Source organism: Streptomyces sp. NPDC088554 (assembly GCF_044752945.1).
GTDB lineage: Bacteria > Actinomycetota > Actinomycetes > Streptomycetales > Streptomycetaceae > Streptomyces.
On the sequence record NZ_JBIVMF010000018.1, the window covers coordinates 123181 to 142860 of the forward strand.

Annotated in this window: 15 protein-coding genes; 10 read left to right on the plus strand and 5 right to left on the minus strand. The window is 69.8% G+C overall.

The features are described 5' to 3' along the window. Positions 1-49: 49 nt before the first annotated feature. On the minus strand, positions 50-604 hold the full coding sequence (locus ACIP8W_RS21900) for an SDR family NAD(P)-dependent oxidoreductase (protein ID WP_402204241.1): 555 nt from the start codon (positions 602-604) through the stop codon (positions 50-52). A 41-nt stretch (positions 605-645) separates the two neighbouring features. Beyond that, positions 646-2361 carry an IlvD/Edd family dehydratase gene (locus tag ACIP8W_RS21905; RefSeq protein WP_401957100.1) on the minus strand — a complete coding sequence of 572 codons (1716 nt, stop codon included), beginning with the start codon at positions 2359-2361 and terminating at the stop codon, positions 646-648. A gap of 46 nt (positions 2362-2407) precedes the next feature. On the opposite strand from ACIP8W_RS21905, the gene ACIP8W_RS21910 reads away from it, so the two are divergent. The 3 genes from ACIP8W_RS21910 to ACIP8W_RS21920 all read left to right on the plus strand — a co-directional run bounded on the left by ACIP8W_RS21910 (position 2408) and on the right by ACIP8W_RS21920 (position 5214). Beyond that, positions 2408-3232, plus strand: a complete 825-nt coding sequence (locus ACIP8W_RS21910) for an IclR family transcriptional regulator (RefSeq protein ID WP_401957097.1) — start codon at positions 2408-2410, stop codon at positions 3230-3232. Positions 3233-3325: 93 nt separating this feature from the next. After that, positions 3326-4186: a fumarylacetoacetate hydrolase family protein gene (locus tag ACIP8W_RS21915; protein WP_401957095.1), complete on the plus strand. Its 861-nt coding sequence runs from the start codon at positions 3326-3328 to the stop codon at positions 4184-4186. 11 nt (positions 4187-4197) lie between these two features. Beyond that, positions 4198-5214, plus strand: coding sequence for a zinc-binding dehydrogenase (locus tag ACIP8W_RS21920; protein ID WP_401957167.1), 1017 nt, complete (start codon positions 4198-4200; stop codon positions 5212-5214). Here ACIP8W_RS21920 and ACIP8W_RS21925 read toward each other — a convergent pair. Further along, positions 5211-5834, minus strand: a complete 624-nt coding sequence (locus ACIP8W_RS21925; protein ID WP_402204244.1) for a TetR/AcrR family transcriptional regulator — start codon at positions 5832-5834, stop codon at positions 5211-5213. The two genes, ACIP8W_RS21920 and ACIP8W_RS21925, sit on opposite strands and share 4 nt — an antisense overlap. Before the next feature lie 493 nt (positions 5835-6327). Between ACIP8W_RS21925 and ACIP8W_RS21930 the strand changes: the two genes are divergently transcribed. The 4 genes from ACIP8W_RS21930 to ACIP8W_RS21945 all read left to right on the plus strand — a co-directional run bounded on the left by ACIP8W_RS21930 (position 6328) and on the right by ACIP8W_RS21945 (position 11550). Further along, entirely contained in the window at positions 6328-7800 is a 1473-nt protein-coding gene (locus ACIP8W_RS21930; protein ID WP_401957092.1) for an ABC transporter substrate-binding protein, read from the plus strand. A 161-nt stretch (positions 7801-7961) separates the two neighbouring features. Then, entirely contained in the window at positions 7962-8903 is a 942-nt protein-coding gene (locus tag ACIP8W_RS21935; protein ID WP_401957090.1) for an ABC transporter permease, read from the plus strand. Then, the gene (locus ACIP8W_RS21940) at positions 8900-10693 is read left to right on the plus strand and encodes an ATP-binding cassette domain-containing protein (protein WP_402204246.1); all 1794 of its coding nucleotides are present in this window, start codon (positions 8900-8902) and stop codon (positions 10691-10693) included. The genes ACIP8W_RS21935 and ACIP8W_RS21940 overlap by 4 nt, the downstream gene beginning before the upstream one ends. Beyond that, positions 10690-11550, plus strand: a complete 861-nt coding sequence (locus ACIP8W_RS21945; RefSeq protein ID WP_401957088.1) for an ATP-binding cassette domain-containing protein — start codon at positions 10690-10692, stop codon at positions 11548-11550. The genes ACIP8W_RS21940 and ACIP8W_RS21945 overlap by 4 nt, the downstream gene beginning before the upstream one ends. A 361-nt stretch (positions 11551-11911) precedes the next feature. Here ACIP8W_RS21945 and ACIP8W_RS21950 read toward each other — a convergent pair whose 3' ends face one another. Both ACIP8W_RS21950 and ACIP8W_RS21955 read right to left on the minus strand, forming a co-directional pair. Then, on the minus strand, positions 11912-12571 hold the full coding sequence (locus tag ACIP8W_RS21950; RefSeq protein WP_401957087.1) for a Gfo/Idh/MocA family protein: 660 nt from the start codon (positions 12569-12571) through the stop codon (positions 11912-11914). Positions 12572-12719: 148 nt separating this feature from the next. After that, the gene (locus ACIP8W_RS21955) at positions 12720-13340 is read right to left on the minus strand and encodes a TetR/AcrR family transcriptional regulator (RefSeq protein ID WP_401957085.1); all 621 of its coding nucleotides are present in this window, start codon (positions 13338-13340) and stop codon (positions 12720-12722) included. Positions 13341-13509: 169 nt separating this feature from the next. Here ACIP8W_RS21955 and ACIP8W_RS21960 point away from each other — a divergent pair, with 169 nt between their 5' ends. From ACIP8W_RS21960 to uidA, 3 genes are all read left to right on the plus strand, one after another. Next, complete coding sequence (locus ACIP8W_RS21960; RefSeq protein ID WP_401957083.1) at positions 13510-14733, plus strand: family 1 glycosylhydrolase; 1224 nt, start codon at positions 13510-13512, stop codon at positions 14731-14733. Continuing rightward, complete coding sequence (locus ACIP8W_RS21965; protein WP_402204248.1) at positions 14730-17777, plus strand: glycoside hydrolase family 2 TIM barrel-domain containing protein; 3048 nt, start codon at positions 14730-14732, stop codon at positions 17775-17777. Before ACIP8W_RS21960 ends, ACIP8W_RS21965 begins: the two co-directional genes overlap by 4 nt. Positions 17778-17853: 76 nt before the next feature. Next, the gene (uidA, locus tag ACIP8W_RS21970) at positions 17854-19653 is read left to right on the plus strand and encodes a beta-glucuronidase (protein WP_402204250.1); all 1800 of its coding nucleotides are present in this window, start codon (positions 17854-17856) and stop codon (positions 19651-19653) included. Positions 19654-19680: the final 27 nt, after the last annotated feature.

Below are 19680 nucleotides of genomic sequence, written 5' to 3' on the forward strand. Positions count from 1 at the left end.
GTGTTCGCGCGCCATGTCACAGTGGTCACAGATGGGTCCCGGGGCGCGATCAGGTCGACGGAGCGGAAGGCGTCGAGAAGGCCAGGTGATCGACGCTGGACCAGGTGAGGGCGTCGGCCGAGCGGGGATGCCGGGCGCGATCGGTGCGGTCGTACTCGAAGCCCCCGAAGCCGTGCCGCCCGCCCGGGGCGCGAGCCTGCTCGGCGGTGTCGGGGAAGATCGGGAAGCCCGCACGCCCTCGCCGCGGGCTTCCGCGGTACGCGCGGCCCCAGCCCCGGTCGAGCATGCCGGGGACGAGGATCCGCATGGTGTTCACGGTGCCCAGGACGTTGACGTCGAGGACGCGGCGTCCCTTCTCGGGAGTGGTCTCGGTGAGCGGCTTGTTCGGCCCGGCGATGCCCGGCGAGTTGACCAGTATGTCCACGGGCCCGATCTCGTCGGCGACCCGGCGCAGGGTCTCCTCCTCCGTCACGTCCGCGCGGATGTCGGCGCCGTCGAGGCCGAGGGCCACCGCCTCCGGCCCGTCGGCCCTGAACCGTTCGGCGACGGCGGCGCCGAGTCCGCGGGTGCCTGCGGTGACCAGAGCTGTGCTGGTGATCGTCATGGCTCTCCTGCGGGGCAGAGGTTACGGAAGGATCCCGGCGGTCAGTGCGACTCGCGGCTCACCTCCGAACCGCTGGAGCCGATGAGGAAGTCCAGGTCGGCGCCGGTGTCGGCCTGGAGGACATGGTCGACATAGAGCCGCTCCCAGCCCCGGCGGGGGTTGGCGAAGCCCTTGACGGTGGCCTCGTCGGGGGCCCTGCGGGCGAGTTCACCGGCGGGTACGTCGAGGTCGAGGCGGCGGGCCTCGGTGTCGAGGACGATGAAGTCCCCGGTCCGTACGAGCGCGAGCGGGCCGCCCGCCGCCGCTTCCGGGGCCACGTGCAGCACGACGGTGCCGTACGCCGTACCGCTCATACGTCCGTCGCAGACCCGGACCATGTCACGGACGCCCTGCTCCAGCAGCTTCCTGGGCAGCGGCATGTTCGACACCTCGGGCATGCCCGGGTAACCCTTCGGGCCGCAGCCGCGCAGGACCAGGACGGAATCGGCGTCGACATCGAGAGCGGGGTCGTCGATACGGGCGTGGAAGTCCTCGATGGAGTCGAAGACCACGGCCCGGCCGCGGTGGCGCAGCAGGTGCGGCGAGGCCGCCGCGGGCTTGATGAGCGCTCCGTCGGGGGCGAGGTTGCCGCGCAGTACGGCGATACCGCCCTCGGCGACGAGCGGTGCCGAGCGGGTACGAATGACCTCGGGGTCCCAGATCGGGGCGTCGTCGAGATAGCTCACCAGCGGCTTGCCGGAGACGGTCAGCGCGTCGGGGTCGAGCAGGTCGCGGACCTCGCGCAGGACGGCGAGCAGCCCGCCGGCCCGGTGGAGGTCGTCCATGAGGAAACGGCCCGCCGGCTGGAGGTCCACGAGCACCGGAACGCGGGAGCCGACGCGGTCGAAGTCGTCGAGCGGCAGGTCGATGCCCAGCCGGCCGGCGATGGCCAGCAGATGGACGACCGCGTTGGTCGAGCCGCCGACGGCGGCCAGCGCCACGATCGCGTTGTGGAAGGACGCCCTGGTCAGGAACGTACGGGGACGCCGGTCGGCGGACACCATCTCCACCGCCAGCCGGCCGGTGCCGTGCGCGGCCTCCAACAGCCGGCTGTCGGGCGCGGGGGTGCCCGCGACGCCGGGGACGATCATGCCCAGGGCCTCCGCCACCAGCGCCATCGTCGAGGCGGTCCCCATCGTGTTGCAGTGGCCACGGCTGCGGATCATCGACGACTCGGACTGGGTGAACTGCTCCTGCGAGAGGGTGCCCGCGCGGACCTCCTCCGACAGCCGCCACACATCGGTCCCGCAGCCCAGCGGTGTGCCCCGGAAGGTCCCGGTCAGCATCGGGCCGCCGGGGACGACGACGGCGGGCAGATCCACCGAGGCGGCGGCCATGAGCAGCGACGGAATGGTCTTGTCGCAGCCTCCCAACAGGACGACCCCGTCGATCGGGTTGGCCCGGAGCATCTCCTCGGTGGCCATCGCGGCCATATTGCGCCAGAGCATGGCGGTGGGCCGCACCTGTGTTTCGCCCAGCGACACCACGGGCAGATCCAGCGGGATGCCGCCCGCCTCGTACACACCGTTGCGGACCGAGGCCGCGACCTCGGTCAGGTGCGCGTTGCAGGGGGTCAGCTCCGAGGCGGTGTTGGCGATGGCGATCTGCGGCCGACCGGTGAAGGCGTCCTCCGGTACGCCGCGCCGCATCCACGCCCGGTGGATATAGGCGTTGCGGTCCTGACCCTCGTACCACTGTGCGCTGCGGAACCTCACCATGGATTCCTTCCAATAATCGACACAACGGTCTAATATTTGGAACGCCATGAAGCATACGCAGACGCTCGACGGTTCGACAGCCCCCGGTGAGGACGGTGCGACAGCCGCCGGGGGCGGCCGGCTCGTGGGTTCGGACCGGGTCCTCGCCGTCCTGAAGGAGCTCGCCCGCCATCCCGACGGCGCGGGGCTGGAGGAGCTGACCCGGGCGATCGACAGCCCCAAGCCGACCGTGCACCGGGCGCTGGGCGCGCTGCGCCGGGCCGGGCTGGCCGACCAGGACGCGCGTGGCCGTTACGTACTCGGGGACGAGTTCCTCCGGATGGCCTTCGCCCACCACGAGGCACGCCCCGAGCACGTCCGTATCCGTCCCGTACTCGAAAGCCTGGCCGACCGGTTCGGCGAGACGGCCCACTACGCGGTCCTGGAGGGCCGCGAGGTCGTCTACCGTGCCAAGGTCGACCCGCCCACCGGCGCCGTCCGGCTGACGTCCACGGTGGGCGGGCGCAACCCGGCCCACACCACCGGCGTCGGAAAACTGCTGCTCTCCCACCGGTTGACCACGCTCGAAGAGGTCGAGGCGTGGATCGGTGACCCTCCCCCGGTACGCCGCACACCACGGACCCTGCGCACGGCCGCCGACCTCCACCGCGACCTGCGGATCACCCGCGACCGGGGTTACGCCCTCGACGACCAGGAGAACGAGACCGGCGTCAACTGCCTCGCCCTGCCGGTGTACTCGACCTCGGCGGCGGCCCCCTCCGGCGCGGTGAGCGTCAGCGCGCTGGCCTACCGGACACCCCTGCGCACACTGGTCGACGCGCTCGACGAGATCCGCGCCGCACTCGCCCCGCTGGGAGAGCCGCACCGGTGAAAACCCACTGAACCCACTCCACGACCTGCCGACCTGCCGACCTGCCGATCCACTGTCCGTTGCCCCACTGACCCCACATTGGAGACTGACCTCGTGTATCTCATGCGCATCGGCGCTCCCCGCGCCGAGAAGCCCGTCGCCCGTATCGACGACGAGACCTATGTCGACCTCTCCGACATCGTCACGGACTTCGACGAGGCGTTCTTCGACGGGGGCGGCATCGACCGTGTCCGCCCCGTGGTGGCCGAGCGAGCCGCCGCCGGCCAGGTGTCCCGCTTCGCCGGGGAACGTATCGGCGCCCCCATAGCGCGCCCGCACCAGATCCTGTGCATCGGGCTCAACTACCGTGACCACGCGGCCGAGACCGGCATGCCCGTGCCAGACGAGCCGATCCTGTTCACCAAGTCGCCCAACACACTCGTCGGCCCCCACGACGACGTGCGCATCCCGCGCGGTTCCAGCAAGACCGACTGGGAGGTGGAGCTGGGCATCGTGATCGGCCGGCGCACCAGCTATCTCGACTCGGTGTCGGAGGCCCGCGACGCCATCGCCGGATATCTGGTCGTCAACGACATCAGCGAGCGCGCCTTCCAGCTGGAACGCGGCGGGCAGTGGGCCAAGGGCAAGTCCGCCGAGACCTTCAACCCCGCCGGTCCGTGGCTGGCCACCCCCGACGAGATCGACGATGTCCTCTCGCTGGACATGTGGCTGGATGTCAACGGTGTGCGCCGCCAGAACGGCAGCACCAAGACAATGGTCTTCGACCCGTACGTCATCGTGCACTACCTCAGCCAGTTCCTCGTCCTGGAGCCCGGCGACCTGATCAACACGGGCACCCCGCCCGGCGTCGGCATGGGGCTCACCCCGCAGGTGTGGCTCCAGCCGGGTGATGTGATGGAGCTGGGCATCGACCGCCTCGGCACACAACGCCAGCGCGTACTCGGGCCGAGGTGAGCGAACGCCCCATGCGCGCCTTCGTACTGACCGCCCCCGGCCAGTACGTGGTACGGGAGGTCCCGGCGCCGGTGGCCGCACCCGGTGAAGCCGTCGTCGATGTCGAACGGGTCGGTGTGTGCGGCACCGACGTAGAGTTCTTCACCGGGGAGATGGCCTACCTCCACCACGGTCACTCCGCCTACCCCATGCGGCTCGGCCACGAGTGGGCCGGGCGGGTGGCGTCGGTGGGTGACGGTGTCGACCCCGCCTGGGTCGGCCGGCGCGTCATGGGCGACACCATGCTCGGCTGCGGCGCCTGCCGCCGCTGCCGAGGAGGCCATCAGCATGTGTGCGAGAAGCGCCAGGAGGTCGGTGTACGCGGGCGGCGGGCCGGCGCCCTGGCCGAGCAACTCACCGTACCGGTCTCCTCGTTGCGTGTCCTGCCCGACTCCGTCGACGCCGTGCTGGGCGCGCTGGTGGAGCCGGGCGGCAACGCGCTGCGCGCCGTACAGGCAGCCGACGCGCGGCCCGGGAGCCGGCTCCTGGTGCTGGGCCCGGGGACCATCGGGCTGCTGGTCGCGATGTTCGCGCGCGCCTTCGGCGCGGAGGTGCATCTGATGGGCACCACCGAGAGCTCACTCGCCTTCGCCCGCGCTCTGGGTTTCGCGTACGCGTGGCAGGAGGACGCCGTCCCCGACGTACCGTTCGACGCGGTGGTCGACGCCTCGAACGCCGCCCATCTGCCCGCGCTGGCCCTGGAGTCGGTCGAGCCGGCCGGCCGCGTCGTGTACGTGGGACTGGCCGGTGGGCCCAGCCTGATCGACACCCGCGCGCTCGCTCTCAAGGACGTGACCGCGGTGGGCGTCCTGTCCGCCTCCCCCGGCCTCGACGCCACGATCCGGGCGTACGCCGACGGATCGGTCGACCCGAGACCGCTCGTCGCCGCGACCGTCGGCCTGGACCTGGTCGGCCCCGTACTCGCCGGTGAGCGCCCGCCCGGCGCCGGTCCGGGGCCCAAGATCCATGTCGACCCGCGCGGAAGCTAAGGCGTGTCCGTGGAGCGCCCCCGCTCGACCGGCAGAAGGATGAGGTCGAAGAAGCGGTGGAGCGGCTTGACGATGTCGAGTTCCTGGTTCAGCAGCCACTGTGTCTGCAAACCGTGGAGTACGGCCTGGAGAAGGGCGGCCGCGCTGTCCGGATCCAGCCCCTCCGGCAGCCTCCCCTGCGCCTCGCGCTCCCGCAGGACCCCGGCCGTGTAGGAACGTACCCGTTCGTTGCGGTCGACGAAGTACGCGCGGGCGGGGTGGTCGGGGCGCGAGGCCGACGCGCTGAGTTCCGCCCAGAGCCGCATCAGTTCGGGTGTCTCCTGATGCCGGCGCAGCAGCTCCCCGAGGTACTGGGCGGGTGAATCCAGGGCGCCCGCTTCGGCGAAGCCCCTCTCCCACTCCTCGTCGTCGCGTTGCGCGAGGACCGCGGTGAGCAGTTCGTCCTTGTTCTCGAAGTGGTGGAGCACGGCGGCGTGGGTGATGCCGGCCCGCTTCGCGATGTCGCGCAGGGATGCTCCCTCGTACCCGTGCTCGGCGAAGCTGTCCCGGGCCGCGCGGATGATGCCCGCTCGCCGGGCCGCCGTTTTCGCGTAAGGCCCGCGTGCCTTTGTCCGGTCCACGTCGCGTCCCCTTGTCGTTGGCCGCACACCTTCGTGGTGGTCGAGGTGAGGTTCCCACCGAGCTCGCCCCGGGCACCCTAGCCCCCGACGCGAATTTTTTCCACATGGTCAGGATTCGAGTCCACCTCACCCCCCACCATCCCGCCCGAAAGGTAACGCTCTGGTCAAGAACGCTGCACGCCCCCTTCCCCGCCCCTCCCCATGATGCCTACCTTCCACGAGCGAAAACTAACCACTTGGAAGGTGTTATCGAGTTGGCTCGTTCGAGTCCCTCATGGCTTCAGACGATGCGATGCCACGTCTGCGTCCGGTATGGAGAGACCCGACCGTGAGCCGTCCGGCAGGAACTCCGGGGTGGTGCCGGCCGCATTCGAACGCACCGGCCCCGGACCGCACGGGACAAGGAATCCACATGACGCGCATTCGGTTCAACGACCCACGACCGCGGTTTCGAACACTGCCCGCAGCGATCACGGCGGCGGCACTACTGGCGTTGACAGCGTGCGGAGGCGGCGAGGCCGAGAACCCCTCGTCGCCCGGTAACACCACACTCTCCCTCTCCATCCAGGGCGCTCCGTCCTCCCTCGACCCGGCCCAGCTCTATGACGGGCAGGCGGCCTTCATCTGGAGCTCCCTCTACGACACACTGCTGTACACGGACAACAAGGGTGCGCTGAAGCCCAACGCGGCCAAGAGCTGGAAGTACTCCGCCGACGGCCTCGCTCTCACACTGAATCTGCGCGCGGGGATGAAGTTCAGCTCCGGCGCCCCGGTGGACTCGGCCGCGGTGAAGGCCACGTTGGAACGCACCATGTCCACCCCCGGGCCACAGCAGCCCCATCTGACCACCGTCAAGTCGATCGAGACGCCCGACGACGGCACCGTCGTCATCCATTTCAAGCGGCGGGACGGCTCGTTCCTGACCAACCTGACGATGGGCGCCGGTGTGATCGCGGATCCGGCGACGGTGGCCAGGAAGAGCACGCAGCTGGACCCGGTCGGCTCGGGCCCGTACGTCCTCGACAAGGCGACCGTGAACGGTTCGACCTATGTACTCAAGCGGCGGGACGACTACTGGAACGCCAAGGCATACCCGTTCCGCACCCTGACACTCAAGGTGATGGTGGATCCCACCGCCCAGTTCAACGCGTTGCAGGCGGGCCAGCTGGCCGCCGGGTCCTCCGCCCCCGAGTACTCCGCCAGGCTCAAGGCGGCGGGGTTCAAAATGACACTCATCAAGGCCAACGCGACAGCGAACCTGATCCTCGCCGACCGGGCCGGCAGTGTGCTCAAACCGCTGGCGGACACCCGGGTACGGCAGGCGATCAACATGGCGTTCGACCGGAAGAAGATCGCGGACCAGCTGCTCAAGGGCGTCGCACTGCCCTCGGTGCAGGTCTTCAATCCCCAGGGCCCGGCCTATGACGCCGCGCTCGACCGGACCTACACCCACGACACCGCGGCCGCGAAGAAGCTGCTGGCCGAGGCCGGTTATCCGAACGGGTTCTCCGTCACGATGCCCAGCTTCGTCTTCACCAAGATCATGGAGCCGACCGTCAGCCAGGCGCTCGGTGACATCGGGATCAAGGCGACGTGGACACCGGTGCCTCCGCAGAACAACCTGTCGGCGGTCGCCTCCAAGAAGTACCCGATGTTCCTCTTCGTCGACGGTGTGAACACCCCCTCGCGCGAGGCGGCCAACAACTTCTCCCCGGCCGGTGTGCTGAACCCGTTCCACTCCACGGATCCGGAGCTCACGAAGCTGATGGAGCAGGCGGAGGCCGAACTGGACCCGGTGAAGGCGGCGGCCCTCTACAAGAAGGTCAACGAGTTCGTGGTCGAGAACGCGTGGGACGCGCCGGTCTCCTTCCTCGGTAACAACTGGACCACCAAGAAGGGCGTCGACTACCTCGGCGACGGATCCAACCAGTTCAGCACCGTCCGTCTGTTCGGCGTATCCAGCTAGGTCTTTCGTCTGGATCAGGCCGGATCACAGCGGAGAGCCCACGCGCGGGTCCAGCACGATCCGGACGAGAGGCCATGGCCCGTGCGGTTTCCGGCCGGTGGTGACCACACCACCGGCCCGGCAGCCCCTCCCACCGGTCCTGGCCCGAAGGAGCCCCTTCCATGACCCTCTATGTGCTACGCCGGCTGGGCACCAGCCTGGTGCTCACCGTTCTGGTCTCCATGATCACTTTCTTTCTGCTGAGCACCTCCTTCGACGGCATCGTCAGAAGCATCCTCGGCAGCGCCGCCACCCCCGAGACGATCCAGGCAAAGAAGGCCGAGATGGGCATGGACCGCCCCGTGATCGTCCAGTACTTCGACTGGCTGTTCCACGCCCTGCGGGGTCAGTTCGGGGACTCGTACTTCACGAGTGAGCCCGTCGGCTCCGCCGTCTGGAACCACCTCACCGTCACCCTGTCCATCATCACCGTCGCCCTGTCCATCACCGTCGTCATCAGTGTCGTACTCGGTGTGCTCGCCGCGTCGCGGGGCGGTGTGATCGACCGGCTCGCACAGGGTGCCTCGCTCTTCGGCTACCTCGTCCCGAACCTGCTGATCGTGATCGGCCTGGTGGTCGTCTTCGCCGTCAAGCTGGACTGGCTGCCGGCCACCGGTTACACACCGTTCAGCGAGAACCCCGCCCGCTGGCTGGCCACGATCACCATCCCCGTGATCGGCCTGATGGTGGCCGGCATCGCGAGCCTGTCCGCCCAGATCCGCGGCACCATGATCGGCGAGCTGCGCAAGGACTACGTGCGCACCCTGCGCACCCGTGGCATCTCCACCCGGTCGATCGTGCTGCGCCACGCCCTGCGCAATGCCGCGGGACCGGCGCTCACCGTCCTGTCCTTCGAGTTCATCGGGATGCTCGGTGGCGCGCTCATCATCGAGAACGTGTTCGCGCTGCCGGGAATCGGCAGTTACTCCTTCAACGCGGCTCTCCAAGGAGACGTCCCCATCATCATGGGCCTCTCCCTCTTCAGTGTCCTCTTCGTCGTGGGCGTCAACCTCGTCGTCGACGTCGCGAACGGCTGGCTGAACCCGAAAGCGAGGCTCCAATGAGCGGCACCGACCTCGCGACCGCTCCGGGGCCGGTCGCCCCGCAGCGCACGTCGCTCCTGCGCAAGCTCCTCAAGGACCCCCAGGCCGTCATCACGATCAGCCTGCTCCTGATCATCATCGCGCTGGGGGTGCTGGCCCCGGCCCTCACCGATCACGGCCCGAACCACGCCTCCCTGGACGCGATCAACGCCGATCCCGGCGCCTCGGGCTATCCCCTCGGGGGCGACCAGAGCGGCCGGGACATCTTCGCCCGGCTGCTGAACTCGATCAATACGAGCATGATCGCCGGCCTGATCGGCACCGGCGTCGCCCTCTCCATCGGCGTCACGGCCGGGCTCATCGGCGGGTACTTCGGGCGCCGGATCCAGTCGCTCACCGACTGGGCGTTCAACCTCATCATGACGTTCCCGGGGCTGCTCCTGCTGATCGTGCTGCTTCCGGTGACGAAGGGCGACTACCGGGCGACAATGCTGATCTTCGGTGTGCTCTCGGCCCCGGGCATCTTCCGTCTCGTACGCAATCTCGTCGTCGGGGTGAAGAACGAACTGTTCGTGGACGCCGCGCGGGTCTCGGGCCTGACGGATCTGCGGATCCTCTCCCGGCATGTGCTGTTCGTGATCCGTGGACCGATCATCATCGCGACCGCGTTCCTGATGGGGTCGTCCATCAGCCTGCAATCGGGGCTGGCCTTCCTCGGCCTCGGGTCGAACACCATCCCCAGCTTCGGCGCGATGATCGCCGACGGTTTCGTCAACCTCTATGAGAAGCCGATGCAGTTCGTCTGGCCGAGTCTGCTGCTCGGCCTCATCAACGCGTCGTTCGTGCTGATGGGCAACTCCCTGCGGGACGCGCTGGAGCAGGTGGTGCCGAAGGCGGCCAGGATCACCGCGCCCGCGCGGGCCGGGGTCACCAGGAGCACCGGCCCCGACGCCTCCTCCCCGGCTCCGCCGCTGCTGACGATCGAGGACCTCGCCATCGCCTATCCGTCGCCCTCCGGTGAGCTGAGGGAGGTCGTCAGCGGTGTCACACTGACCCTGGCGGCGGGCGAAACACTCGGCCTCGTCGGTGAGTCGGGATCGGGCAAGACCCAGACCGCGTTCGCGGCCCTCGGTGTGCTGCCGTCGGAAGCAGTCGTCACCCGCGGCTCGATCAGACTCGACGGACGCGAACTCCTCGACCTGGGCGAGGGGGAGCTGCGGAACCTGCGCGGCACGTCCATCGCGTACGTACCGCAGGAACCGATGTCCAACCTGGCCCCGTCGTTCACCGTGGGGGCGCAGCTCGTGGAAGGTCTGCGCGCCTCGCAGCCGATGTCACGGCAGGCCGCACGCGCCCATGTGCTCGCGCTGCTGGACCGGGTGGGCATTCCGGACCCGAAGCGCACCTTCGACTCGTATCCGCACCAGATCTCCGGCGGGATGGCACAGCGTGTGCTGATCGCCGGTGCGGTGGCGAGCGGTCCCGAGCTGCTCATCGCCGACGAGCCGACGACCGCGCTCGATGTGACCGTCCAGGCGGAGATCCTGGACCTGCTGCGGGACCTTCAGAAGCAGCTGAACATGGCGGTGCTGCTGGTCACCCATAACTTCGGTGTGGTCGCGGACAGTTGCAGCCGGGTCGCGGTCATGCAGCGGGGCGAGGTCGTCGAGGTCGGTGACGTACTGGAGATCTTCCGGGCGCCACAGCATCCGTACACCCGCATGCTTCTGGGCTCCATCCTCGACGAGGGCAGTCTGCGGGCCGATCCCCCGGTCGACACGGCCGAGGTGCTTGAGGAGAAGGCGTCATGACGACTCCGCTGCTGGACGTGAGCGATCTGCGGGTGGCCTATCCGGGACGTGGTTTCCGCGCCCGTCCCGTGGAGATCCTGCACGGCGTATCACTGACGGTGCGTCAGGGCGAGACCCTGGGGATCGTCGGCGAGTCCGGGTCGGGCAAGACGACCATCGGACGTGCCGTGCTCGGGCTGGCGAAGGCGAGCGGTGGGCGGGTTCTCTTCGGGGGCCAGGACATCACCCACGCCTCGGGCAGGGAACGGCGCGTTCTCGCGCGAGACATCCAGGTCGTGTTCCAGGACCCGTACACCTCGCTGAACCCGTCGCTGACCATCGGTGACATCCTCAGCGAGCCGCTGGTGGTGCAGGGCGCCACCGCCCAGGACGCGCGGGCCCGGGTGCGTGGTCTGCTCGACCAGGTGGGGCTGCCCGCGGACGCCTCCGAGCGGCTGCCGCGCGAGTTCAGCGGCGGGCAGCGCCAGCGTGTCGCCATCGCCCGCGCGCTCGCCCCCGAGCCGAGGTTGATCGTCTGCGACGAGCCCGTCTCGGCGCTGGACCTGTCGACGCAGGCACGGGTGCTGGATCTGTTCATCGACATCCAGCGGCGCACCGGGGTCGCGTATCTCTTCGTCTCGCACGACCTCGCGGTGGTGCGGCATGTGAGCCATCGGGTGGGTGTGGTCCACAAGGGGGACATCGTCGAGACCGGTCCCGCCGGGTTCGTCACCTCCACCCCCGAGCATCCCTACACCCAGCGCCTGCTGCTCGCCGCTCCGGTCGCGGACCCGGTCGAGCAGGCGCGTCGGCGTACCGAGCGGCGGCGGCTGGCCGAGACCGGCCGCGAGCAGGATGTACGAGCCGGTGCGGCCTGATCCCGTACGCGCCCACGGCCGCCCGGACCGGCCCGGCCCCCTTCCGGCGGCCGGGCCGGTCACCGTCGCGGCGGCTCGGCCAGGGAATCAGGGGGGTGCGCGGTCGCAGGCCGGCGGCCCGGGAGATCTCGCCGGTCGCCCGCATGGCCGCCGTGGCCTGCCGGACATCCGTCAGGTTCGGGCCGCCGTCGGTCACGGTGTCGCGGAACGCCTCCGGCCGGAAGGAGCAACTGGTCCGCGGGCCGCCCTGTTCGGTGACGACGCCCGCGTCCGCGGTGATCGTCGACTGCCCGTACAGGTAGGGCATGCGAACGTCCAGGAACGGCCGGGTCCAGTCCGACGGGCGCGACCAGGGGTTCCTTCAGCGCCATGGCGGCGTCGAACAGGCCGCGGCGGGCAGCAGCCCGCGCAGCAGCGGTGGTACGGCCGTGGGGTCGGCGGCCCGCAGGGTCCCCGCCGAGCCGGTGACGTGGAGTGCGACCGTGTGCGGGCGTTCCGTCCGCACGCTCGCGACCACCTCTGCGGACACCCCGCCGGGGAAGGCGAGCCGGGCCGTCGCCGACGCGTCGACACCGTCGGCCCGTGCCCCGGTCACCTGCGGCTCGCCGAACAGATGGCGCGGCAGCCGTACCGGATAACAGCCCGGGTCGATCAGGGCGCCGCCGCCGAGCTCACGCTGCCACCGTATGCCGGTGGTGTCCGCGTGCGGCACGGCGAACTCCGCTCGGGCCGTGCGGAGTTCACCGAGTGCGCCGGAGCCGGTCAGTTCGGCCACGCGCGTCCGCATCGGGTGGTGGCGCGAGTGGGATGCCTCCATCACGACGAGGCCGCTCGACTCGGCGAGCCGGGCGACCGCCGCGACCTCCTCCGCGTCGGCCATGAACGGTTTCTCGCACAGGACGTGCTTGCCGGCCTCGATCGCGCGGCGGGTCCAGTGTCCGCGCAGGACGGCGGGGGTGGGGACGTAGACGGCGTCGATGTCCGGTCGTCGATGATCTCGTCGTACGAGAGGAGCACACACGGGATGTTGTGTTCGCCGGCGAACGCGACGGCCCGTTCCCTGCCCCGGGCCGCCACGGCGGTGACCTCGCTGCCGTCGAGCGTTCCGGCGGGCTCCAGGAGGGTCGACCGTACGACGCGCGCCGCGCCGAGCACGCCGACCGTGACGCTCATCGGGCCAGTCCCGGAACGACGGACCGCAGGAAGGCATGGATCGCGGACTCCATCCTCACCGAGTCCCGGTCGAAGAGCCACTGCGCCTGGAGGCCGTTGATGAGGGCGATCGTCATCGTGGCGAGGGTCTCCGGTGTCGCCTCCGACCGCAGTTCGCCGCGTTTGGCCAGCTCGGTGTAGGCGTCGGTGTAGAAGCGGCGGACGCTGCGATAGCGCTTCGCGAAGTAGGTGTGTGCGGGGTGGCCGGGTGAGGTCGCCTCGCCGGAGAGGACACAGTGCAGTTCCATGATTCCCGGCTGGAGTTCGTTGTCGACGACAACGGTGAGCATGCCGCGCAGCGCCTCGACGGGGTTCGAGGACGGGTCCATCGCGTCGGCCGACGTCAGGAACTGGGCGCTGAGTTCGTCGCGCAGCTCCAGTACGGCGATGAGCAGGCCCTCCTTGCGTGCGAAGTGGTGGAGCAGTCCGGTGTGACTGATCCCGGCGCGTTTGGCGATGTCCTTCATGGTGGCGCCGTAGAAGCCGGTCTCGCCGAAGGCGTCCACACAGGCTTCGAGGATCCGGCGGCGTACTTCCGCCGTCTTCGCGTACGGCCCGCGGCCGTTGCTTGCGTTCATGCGCTCTCTCCCGCTGCTGGATTACGGACCGGTCCGGCGGCCTTCATTGTCGGCCACTCGCGAAAATAGTATCGCGATTCGAAATTCATGCTAACGTGTCACCCTCGCCGCCGCTCCACATCTTCCGAGCCGTGGCTTCCCCTGCCGGTCCAGAGCAAGGATCTCGACGGTGACTGAACTCATTCCCGGCTTCCTCTGGGGAGCGTCGACCGCCCCTCATCAGATCGAGGGCAACAACGTCAACAGCGACTGGTGGGCGCACGAGCCGAACATGCCCGGCATGGAGCGCAGCGGTGACGCGATCGACAGCTACCACCGGTACGCCGAGGACATGCGGCTGCTGGCCGACGCGGGTCTGAACGCGTACCGCTTCGGGATCGAGTGGGCGCGCATCGAGCCGGCCGAGGGACATGTCTCCCTCGCCGAACTGGCCCACTACCGGCGGATGATCGACACCGCCATCGGCTTCGGCCTCGCCCCGGTCGTCACACTGCACCACTTCACCCACCCCCGCTGGTTCACCGAGGACGGCGGCTGGATGGGTGACCGCGCGATCGACCGCTTCCGGTCGTACGTCGAGACGGCGACCCGGATCCTCGACGGTGTCGAGTGGGTCTGCACGATCAACGAGCCGAACATGCTGGCCCTGATGGCCACGATGAGCCAGAACGCGGCGGCCGTGTCCGAGGAGGACGCGGCGAAGTGGATGAGCCCCACCGTCGAGGGGGCCGCGCGCCCGGTGCTGCCGGACCCCGACCCGAGGATCGGGCGGCGCCTGGCCGAGGCACACCACGCGGCCCGCGAGATCCTCAAGGAGCGCACGAACGCCAAGTCCGGCTGGACGGTGGCCAGTCAGGCGCTGACCGCGACCCCGGGGTACGAGGAGAAGCTGCGCGCGATCCGGTACACCCGTGAGGACCTGTACCTCGAAGCCGCCCGCGGCGACGACTTCATCGGTGTGCAGTCGTACTCCAGCCAGGCCGTCGACGCGAACGGCATCGTCCCCCACCCGCTGAGCCCCGACACCACACTGACGGGCAACGCGTACCGGCCCGACGCGATCGGCATCGCCGTCCGGCACGCCTGGGAGACGACGGGCGGGGTCCCGGTGCTCGTCACCGAGAACGGCATCGCCACCGACGACGACACCCGGCGGATCGCGTACACCTCCGAGGCGCTGCGCCATCTGTTCGCGGCGGTCGACGACGGCATCGACGTACGGGGCTACCTCCACTGGAGCGCCCTCGACAACTACGAATGGGGCCACTGGGAGCCGACGTTCGGGCTGATAGCGGTCGACCGCGAGACGTTCGAGCGGCACCCGAAGCCGAGCCTCGGCTGGCTGGGAGAGGTCGCCCGCCGCGGCGGCAAGGGTCTGGAGGACTCGGCATGACAACATCGGACAACACCACGGGTCCCTGGGACGCCTCCGGCCTGCACTCCGTCGGGCGGCTGCCGATGCGCGCGCTGCGCCGTACCCCCGACATCGAGCTCGACGGCGTCTGGGACTTCCAGCTGCTGCCGACGCCCACGGCGCCGCTCGGCCTGGACTGGAAGAAGGTCCAGGTCCCGAGCCTGTGGACGATGCGGGAGGAGCTCGCCGAAGGGGACGTGCCGCATTACACGAACGTGCCGATGCCGTTCGACGAGGTGCCCCCGCAGGTCCCCGCGCACAATCCGACGGGCGTCTACCGCCGGGTGATCCAGCTGTCGCCCGTCGCCGGACGCCGGACCATCCTCCATGTCGGAGCCGCCTCCGGGCTGCTGCGTGTGGTCGTCAACAACCGCCCGATAGGCAACAGTTCGGACTCACACCTCGCGGCCGAGTTCGACATCACCGAAGCCGTCGTCCCCGGTACGAACCGGATCGACCTCCGGGTCGCCAAGTGGTCCTCCGCCAGCTATCTGGAGGACCAGGACCACTGGTGGCAGTCGGGGCTGACCCGCCCGGTCTTCCTCTGCACCGTGCCGGACATCGCGCTCGCCGATGTGTCCGCCGTCGCCGACTACGACCCGGAGACCGGGCTCGGCAACCTTCAGGTGAACGTGTTCACGGTCGGCCTCGACCACCTCTACGAGGTCGACTGGTCGGTACGGATCGAGGTGCTCGGCCAGTCGCTGACCCATCCGGTCTCCGCCCGCCTCGCCACCCGCACCCTCCCCAAGCCCTCGCTGGACAGGTCGACCCGGCCCGAGCCCCAGCTGCCCCCCGACTTCATGGACCTGATCAGCATCAACGCGGCGGGCGCGCCCGTCCCGCCGGAGTTCCGGGCGATCCCCGCGACCATGACCAAGCTTCCGGACCCGGCCGCGCCCGCCGGCTGTGCGGCCTTCACCCTCGGCGACCTCGGGGTCGCCCCCTGGTCGGCGGAGACCCCGCACCTGGAAGACCTCGTGGTCCAGCTCCTCGCCCCGGACGGGAGCGTCGCCGACGAGACCCGTATCCGGATCGGCTTCCGCCGGGTCCGGGTCGAGGGGCGCGACCTCCTCGTCAACGGCAAGCGGATCCTGGTCCAGGGGGTCGCGCGCCACGACGTCGAACCGCGCACCGGGCGTGTCATGTCCCGCGAGCGGCATCTGGCGGAGCTGTCCCTGCTCAAGCGGTTCAATGTGAACGCGATCCGCTCCTCCCACTACCCCAACGACCCGCAGGTCCTCGACCTGTGCGACGAGATCGGGTTCTACGTCGTCGACGAGGCGGACGTCGAGGGACACGCCTTCGCCTCGACGATCGCCGACGACCCCCGCTATCTGTCCGAGATCGTCGAGCGCGTCTCGCGGATGGTGCTGCGCGACCGCAACCACCCCTCGGTGATCTCCTGGTCGCTGGGCAACGAGACCGGCTACGGCTCGGCCCACGACGCGGCGGCCGGCTGGCTGCGGCGCTTCGACCCCACCCGCCCCCTGCACTACGAGGGCGCGGTCTCCACCGACTGGCACGCGGGCCACGCGGTGAGCGACCTCCTCTGTCCGATGTACCCGGCCTTCGCCAGTCTTGAGGGCTACTCCGCCGATCCGCGCGCCGACCGCCCGCTGATCACCTGCGAGTACGCGTTCTCCATGGGCAACGGTACGGGCGGGCTCTCCGACTACTGGAAGCTGTTCGAGTCGCTGCCCGGTCTCCAGGGCGGTTTCATCTGGCAGTTCGCCGACCACTCCCTCGACCGGGACGGCGACGGGAAGCTCCGGTACGGCGGCGACTTCGGCGACGAGACCCACAACGGGCCCATGCTCGCCAACGGTGTGGTCTTCCCCGACCTCACCCCGAAGCCGGCGCTCTTCGAGGCACGCGGTGTGTTCAGCCCGGTCCGTATCGTCTCGGACGCCGCCGAAGCGCTCGCGGGAACACTGCGGATCCGTAACCGCCAGACGTTCGCGGACCTCGGCGCGTACACACTCGAACTGCGCGTCGAGACCCCCACCGGTCCGACCGACGCCGTCGCGGTCCCCACCCCGGCGCTGGCCGCGGGCGACGAGGACACCATCGAGATCCCCGCCACGCTGCGGAAACCGCTCGCCGCGCAGTCGGCGCTGGCGCTCACCCTGACCGTACGCACCCGTCACACCGCCCTGTGGGCGGACGCGGGCACCGAGGTGGCCGCCGAGCAGGTCGTCCTTCCGTACGCGCCCGAACCGCTTCCCCGGACCCCGGCGCGCTCCGCCGCGCTGCCCGTCGACGCCACGGGCGCCCTGCGCCACCCCCTGCTGCGGCGCTCCCCGCAGCTCAGTCTGTGGCGGGCGCTCACCTGCCACGACAAGTCGTTCTCCCTCGACAACCGGTTCGTCCGCTCCGGCTTCTTCCGGCTCACCCCCGTCGACGTCGAGGTCAAGGAGACCGGTGACGGGGCCGTGGTCACCACCCGCTACGCGGCCGCCTTCGGTGACGAGGTCGTGCACCGGCGGACGGTCACGGTGCTCGACGACGGCGACTGGGTCCTCGCCGAGCAGGTGTCGCTGCCCGAGGACACCCAGGACGGTCTGCGGGTCGGCATGGAGTTCGAACTCGTCGACGGCTTCGGGGACGCGGGCTGGACCGGCCTCGGCCCGTGGGAGAACTACCCCGACCGGCGGGCATCGGCCCTGCTCGGAGCGTGGAACAGCCCCATCGAGGAGTTGGCCGTGCCCTATATCCTCCCGCAGGAGAACGGCACCCGCGGCGAGGTCACCGCGCTCCGGCTCACCGGCCCCGCCGGTACGGTCCACACCACGCATCCCACCCCGCTGCACATGAATGTGGGCCGGCACTCGGTGGACGAGCTGGAAACGGCCGAACACTGGTGGGAGCTCGCGCCCAGCGAGAAGACCGTGGTGCACCTCGACATCGCCCACCGCGGTCTCGGTACGGCGGTCCTCGGCCCCGACACCCACCCGCGCCACCGGCTCCCGGGCAGCGAGTACGCATGGGAATGGCGGCTGACCCTCAAGAGCGCCGACTGACGGCGCACGGCACGTCCGCCCGGCGGCCGACCGTTCGCCGCCGGGCCCCACGACAACACCGTGTAGGAGAACCTCGATGCTCAAGCCCCGCTCCACCGCCACCCGCGAGCTGGTGAACCTCGACGGGATCTGGCGGTTCGCCATCGCCGGGACCGTCGGTCCCCAGCCGTGGACCGCCCCGCTCGACACGAGGCTGGAAGCCCCCGTACCGGCCAGCTACAACGACGTGTTCACCGACAGCGCGATCCGCGACCACGTCGGCTGGGTGTGGTACCAGCGCCCGGTGCGGGTGCCGCGCGGCTGGGCGGGCGAGCGCGTCGTCCTGCGGATCGACGCCGCCACGCACGAGGGAAAGGTGTACGTCGACGATGTCCTGGTCGCCCAACACGTCGGCGGGTACACGCCCTTCGAGGCCGACATCACCGAACAGGTGCGCCCCGGCGGGGAGTTCCGTCTCACGATCGGGGTGAACAATGAGCTGACGAGCGTCTCCATCCCGCCGGGGAGCATCACGGTCACCCAGGACGGGCGGCGCAAGCAGACGTATCTGCACGACTTCTACAACTACGCGGGGCTCGCCCGCTCGGTGTGGCTGTACAGCAAGCCCGCTGTCCATGTCGACGACATCACGGTCGTCACCGGCCTCGACGGGACCACCGGAACCGTCGACTACTCGGTCGGGACGAACACGGCGGCGACGGTCCGGGTGCGCGCGCTCGACGCCGCCGGCACCGAGGTCGCCGACGGGGAGGGCGCGAACGGCACACTGCGGATCGACGGTGTGACGCTGTGGCGGCCGGGTGCGGCGTACCTCTACGACCTCGTCGTCGAGGTCCTGGACGGCGCGGGCCAGGTCGTGGACACCTACACCGAGCCGTTCGGGGTGCGCACGGTCGAGGTGCGCGGCATCCAGTTCCTCATCAACGGCGAGCCGTTCTACTTCACCGGCTTCGGCAAGCACGAGGACACCGCCGTGCGCGGCAAGGGCCACGACGACGCCTATCTCGTCCATGACTTCCAGCTCATGGAGTGGATCGGTGCCAACTCCTTCCGTACCTCGCACTATCCCTACGCCGAGGAGGTCATGGAGTTCGCGGACCGGCACGGCATCGTCGTCATCGACGAGACCGCGGCGGTCGGTCTGAACCTGGCCGTCGAGAGCGGGCTCATGGGCACCCCGCCCCGGACGACCTTCTCCGACGAGACGTTCAACGACGACACCCGAGCGGCGCATGCCCGGGCGATCCGGGAGCTGATCGCCCGGGACAAGAACCACCCCAGTGTCGTGATGTGGTGCATCGCCAACGAACCAGCCTCCAACGAGGAGGGCGCGCGCGCCTACTTCGAGCCGCTCGTCGAGCTCACCCGCAAGCTCGACCCCACGCGTCCGGTGACCTACGCGGCGGTGATGTTCGCGACGCACGAGAACGACCTCATCGCCGATCTCTTCGACGTCCTGTGCGTCAACCGCTACTACGGCTGGTACATCGCCATCGGCGACCTCGCCGCCGCCGAGACGTACACGGAAGGCGATCTGCGCGGCTGGGCGGAGAAGTTCGGCAAGCCCATCATGATGAGCGAGTACGGCGCGGACACCCTGCCGGGGCTGCACTCGGTGTGGGACGTGCCGTGGACCGAGGAGTACCAGCTCGCCTATCTGGAGGCGAACCACCGCGCGTTCGACCGTATCGACGCCTTCGTGGGCGAGCACGTCTGGAACTTCGCCGACTTCCAGACCTCGAACGGCATCCACCGGGTGGGCGGCAACAAGAAGGGCATCTTCACCCGCGACCGGCAGCCCAAGGCCGCCGCCCACGCGCTGCGGAAGCGCTGGCGCGCGCTCGACGGCCGCAAGCCGTCGGACACCGGCCAGTAGTAGCCGCTGCCGGCGGGTCCCCCGGGC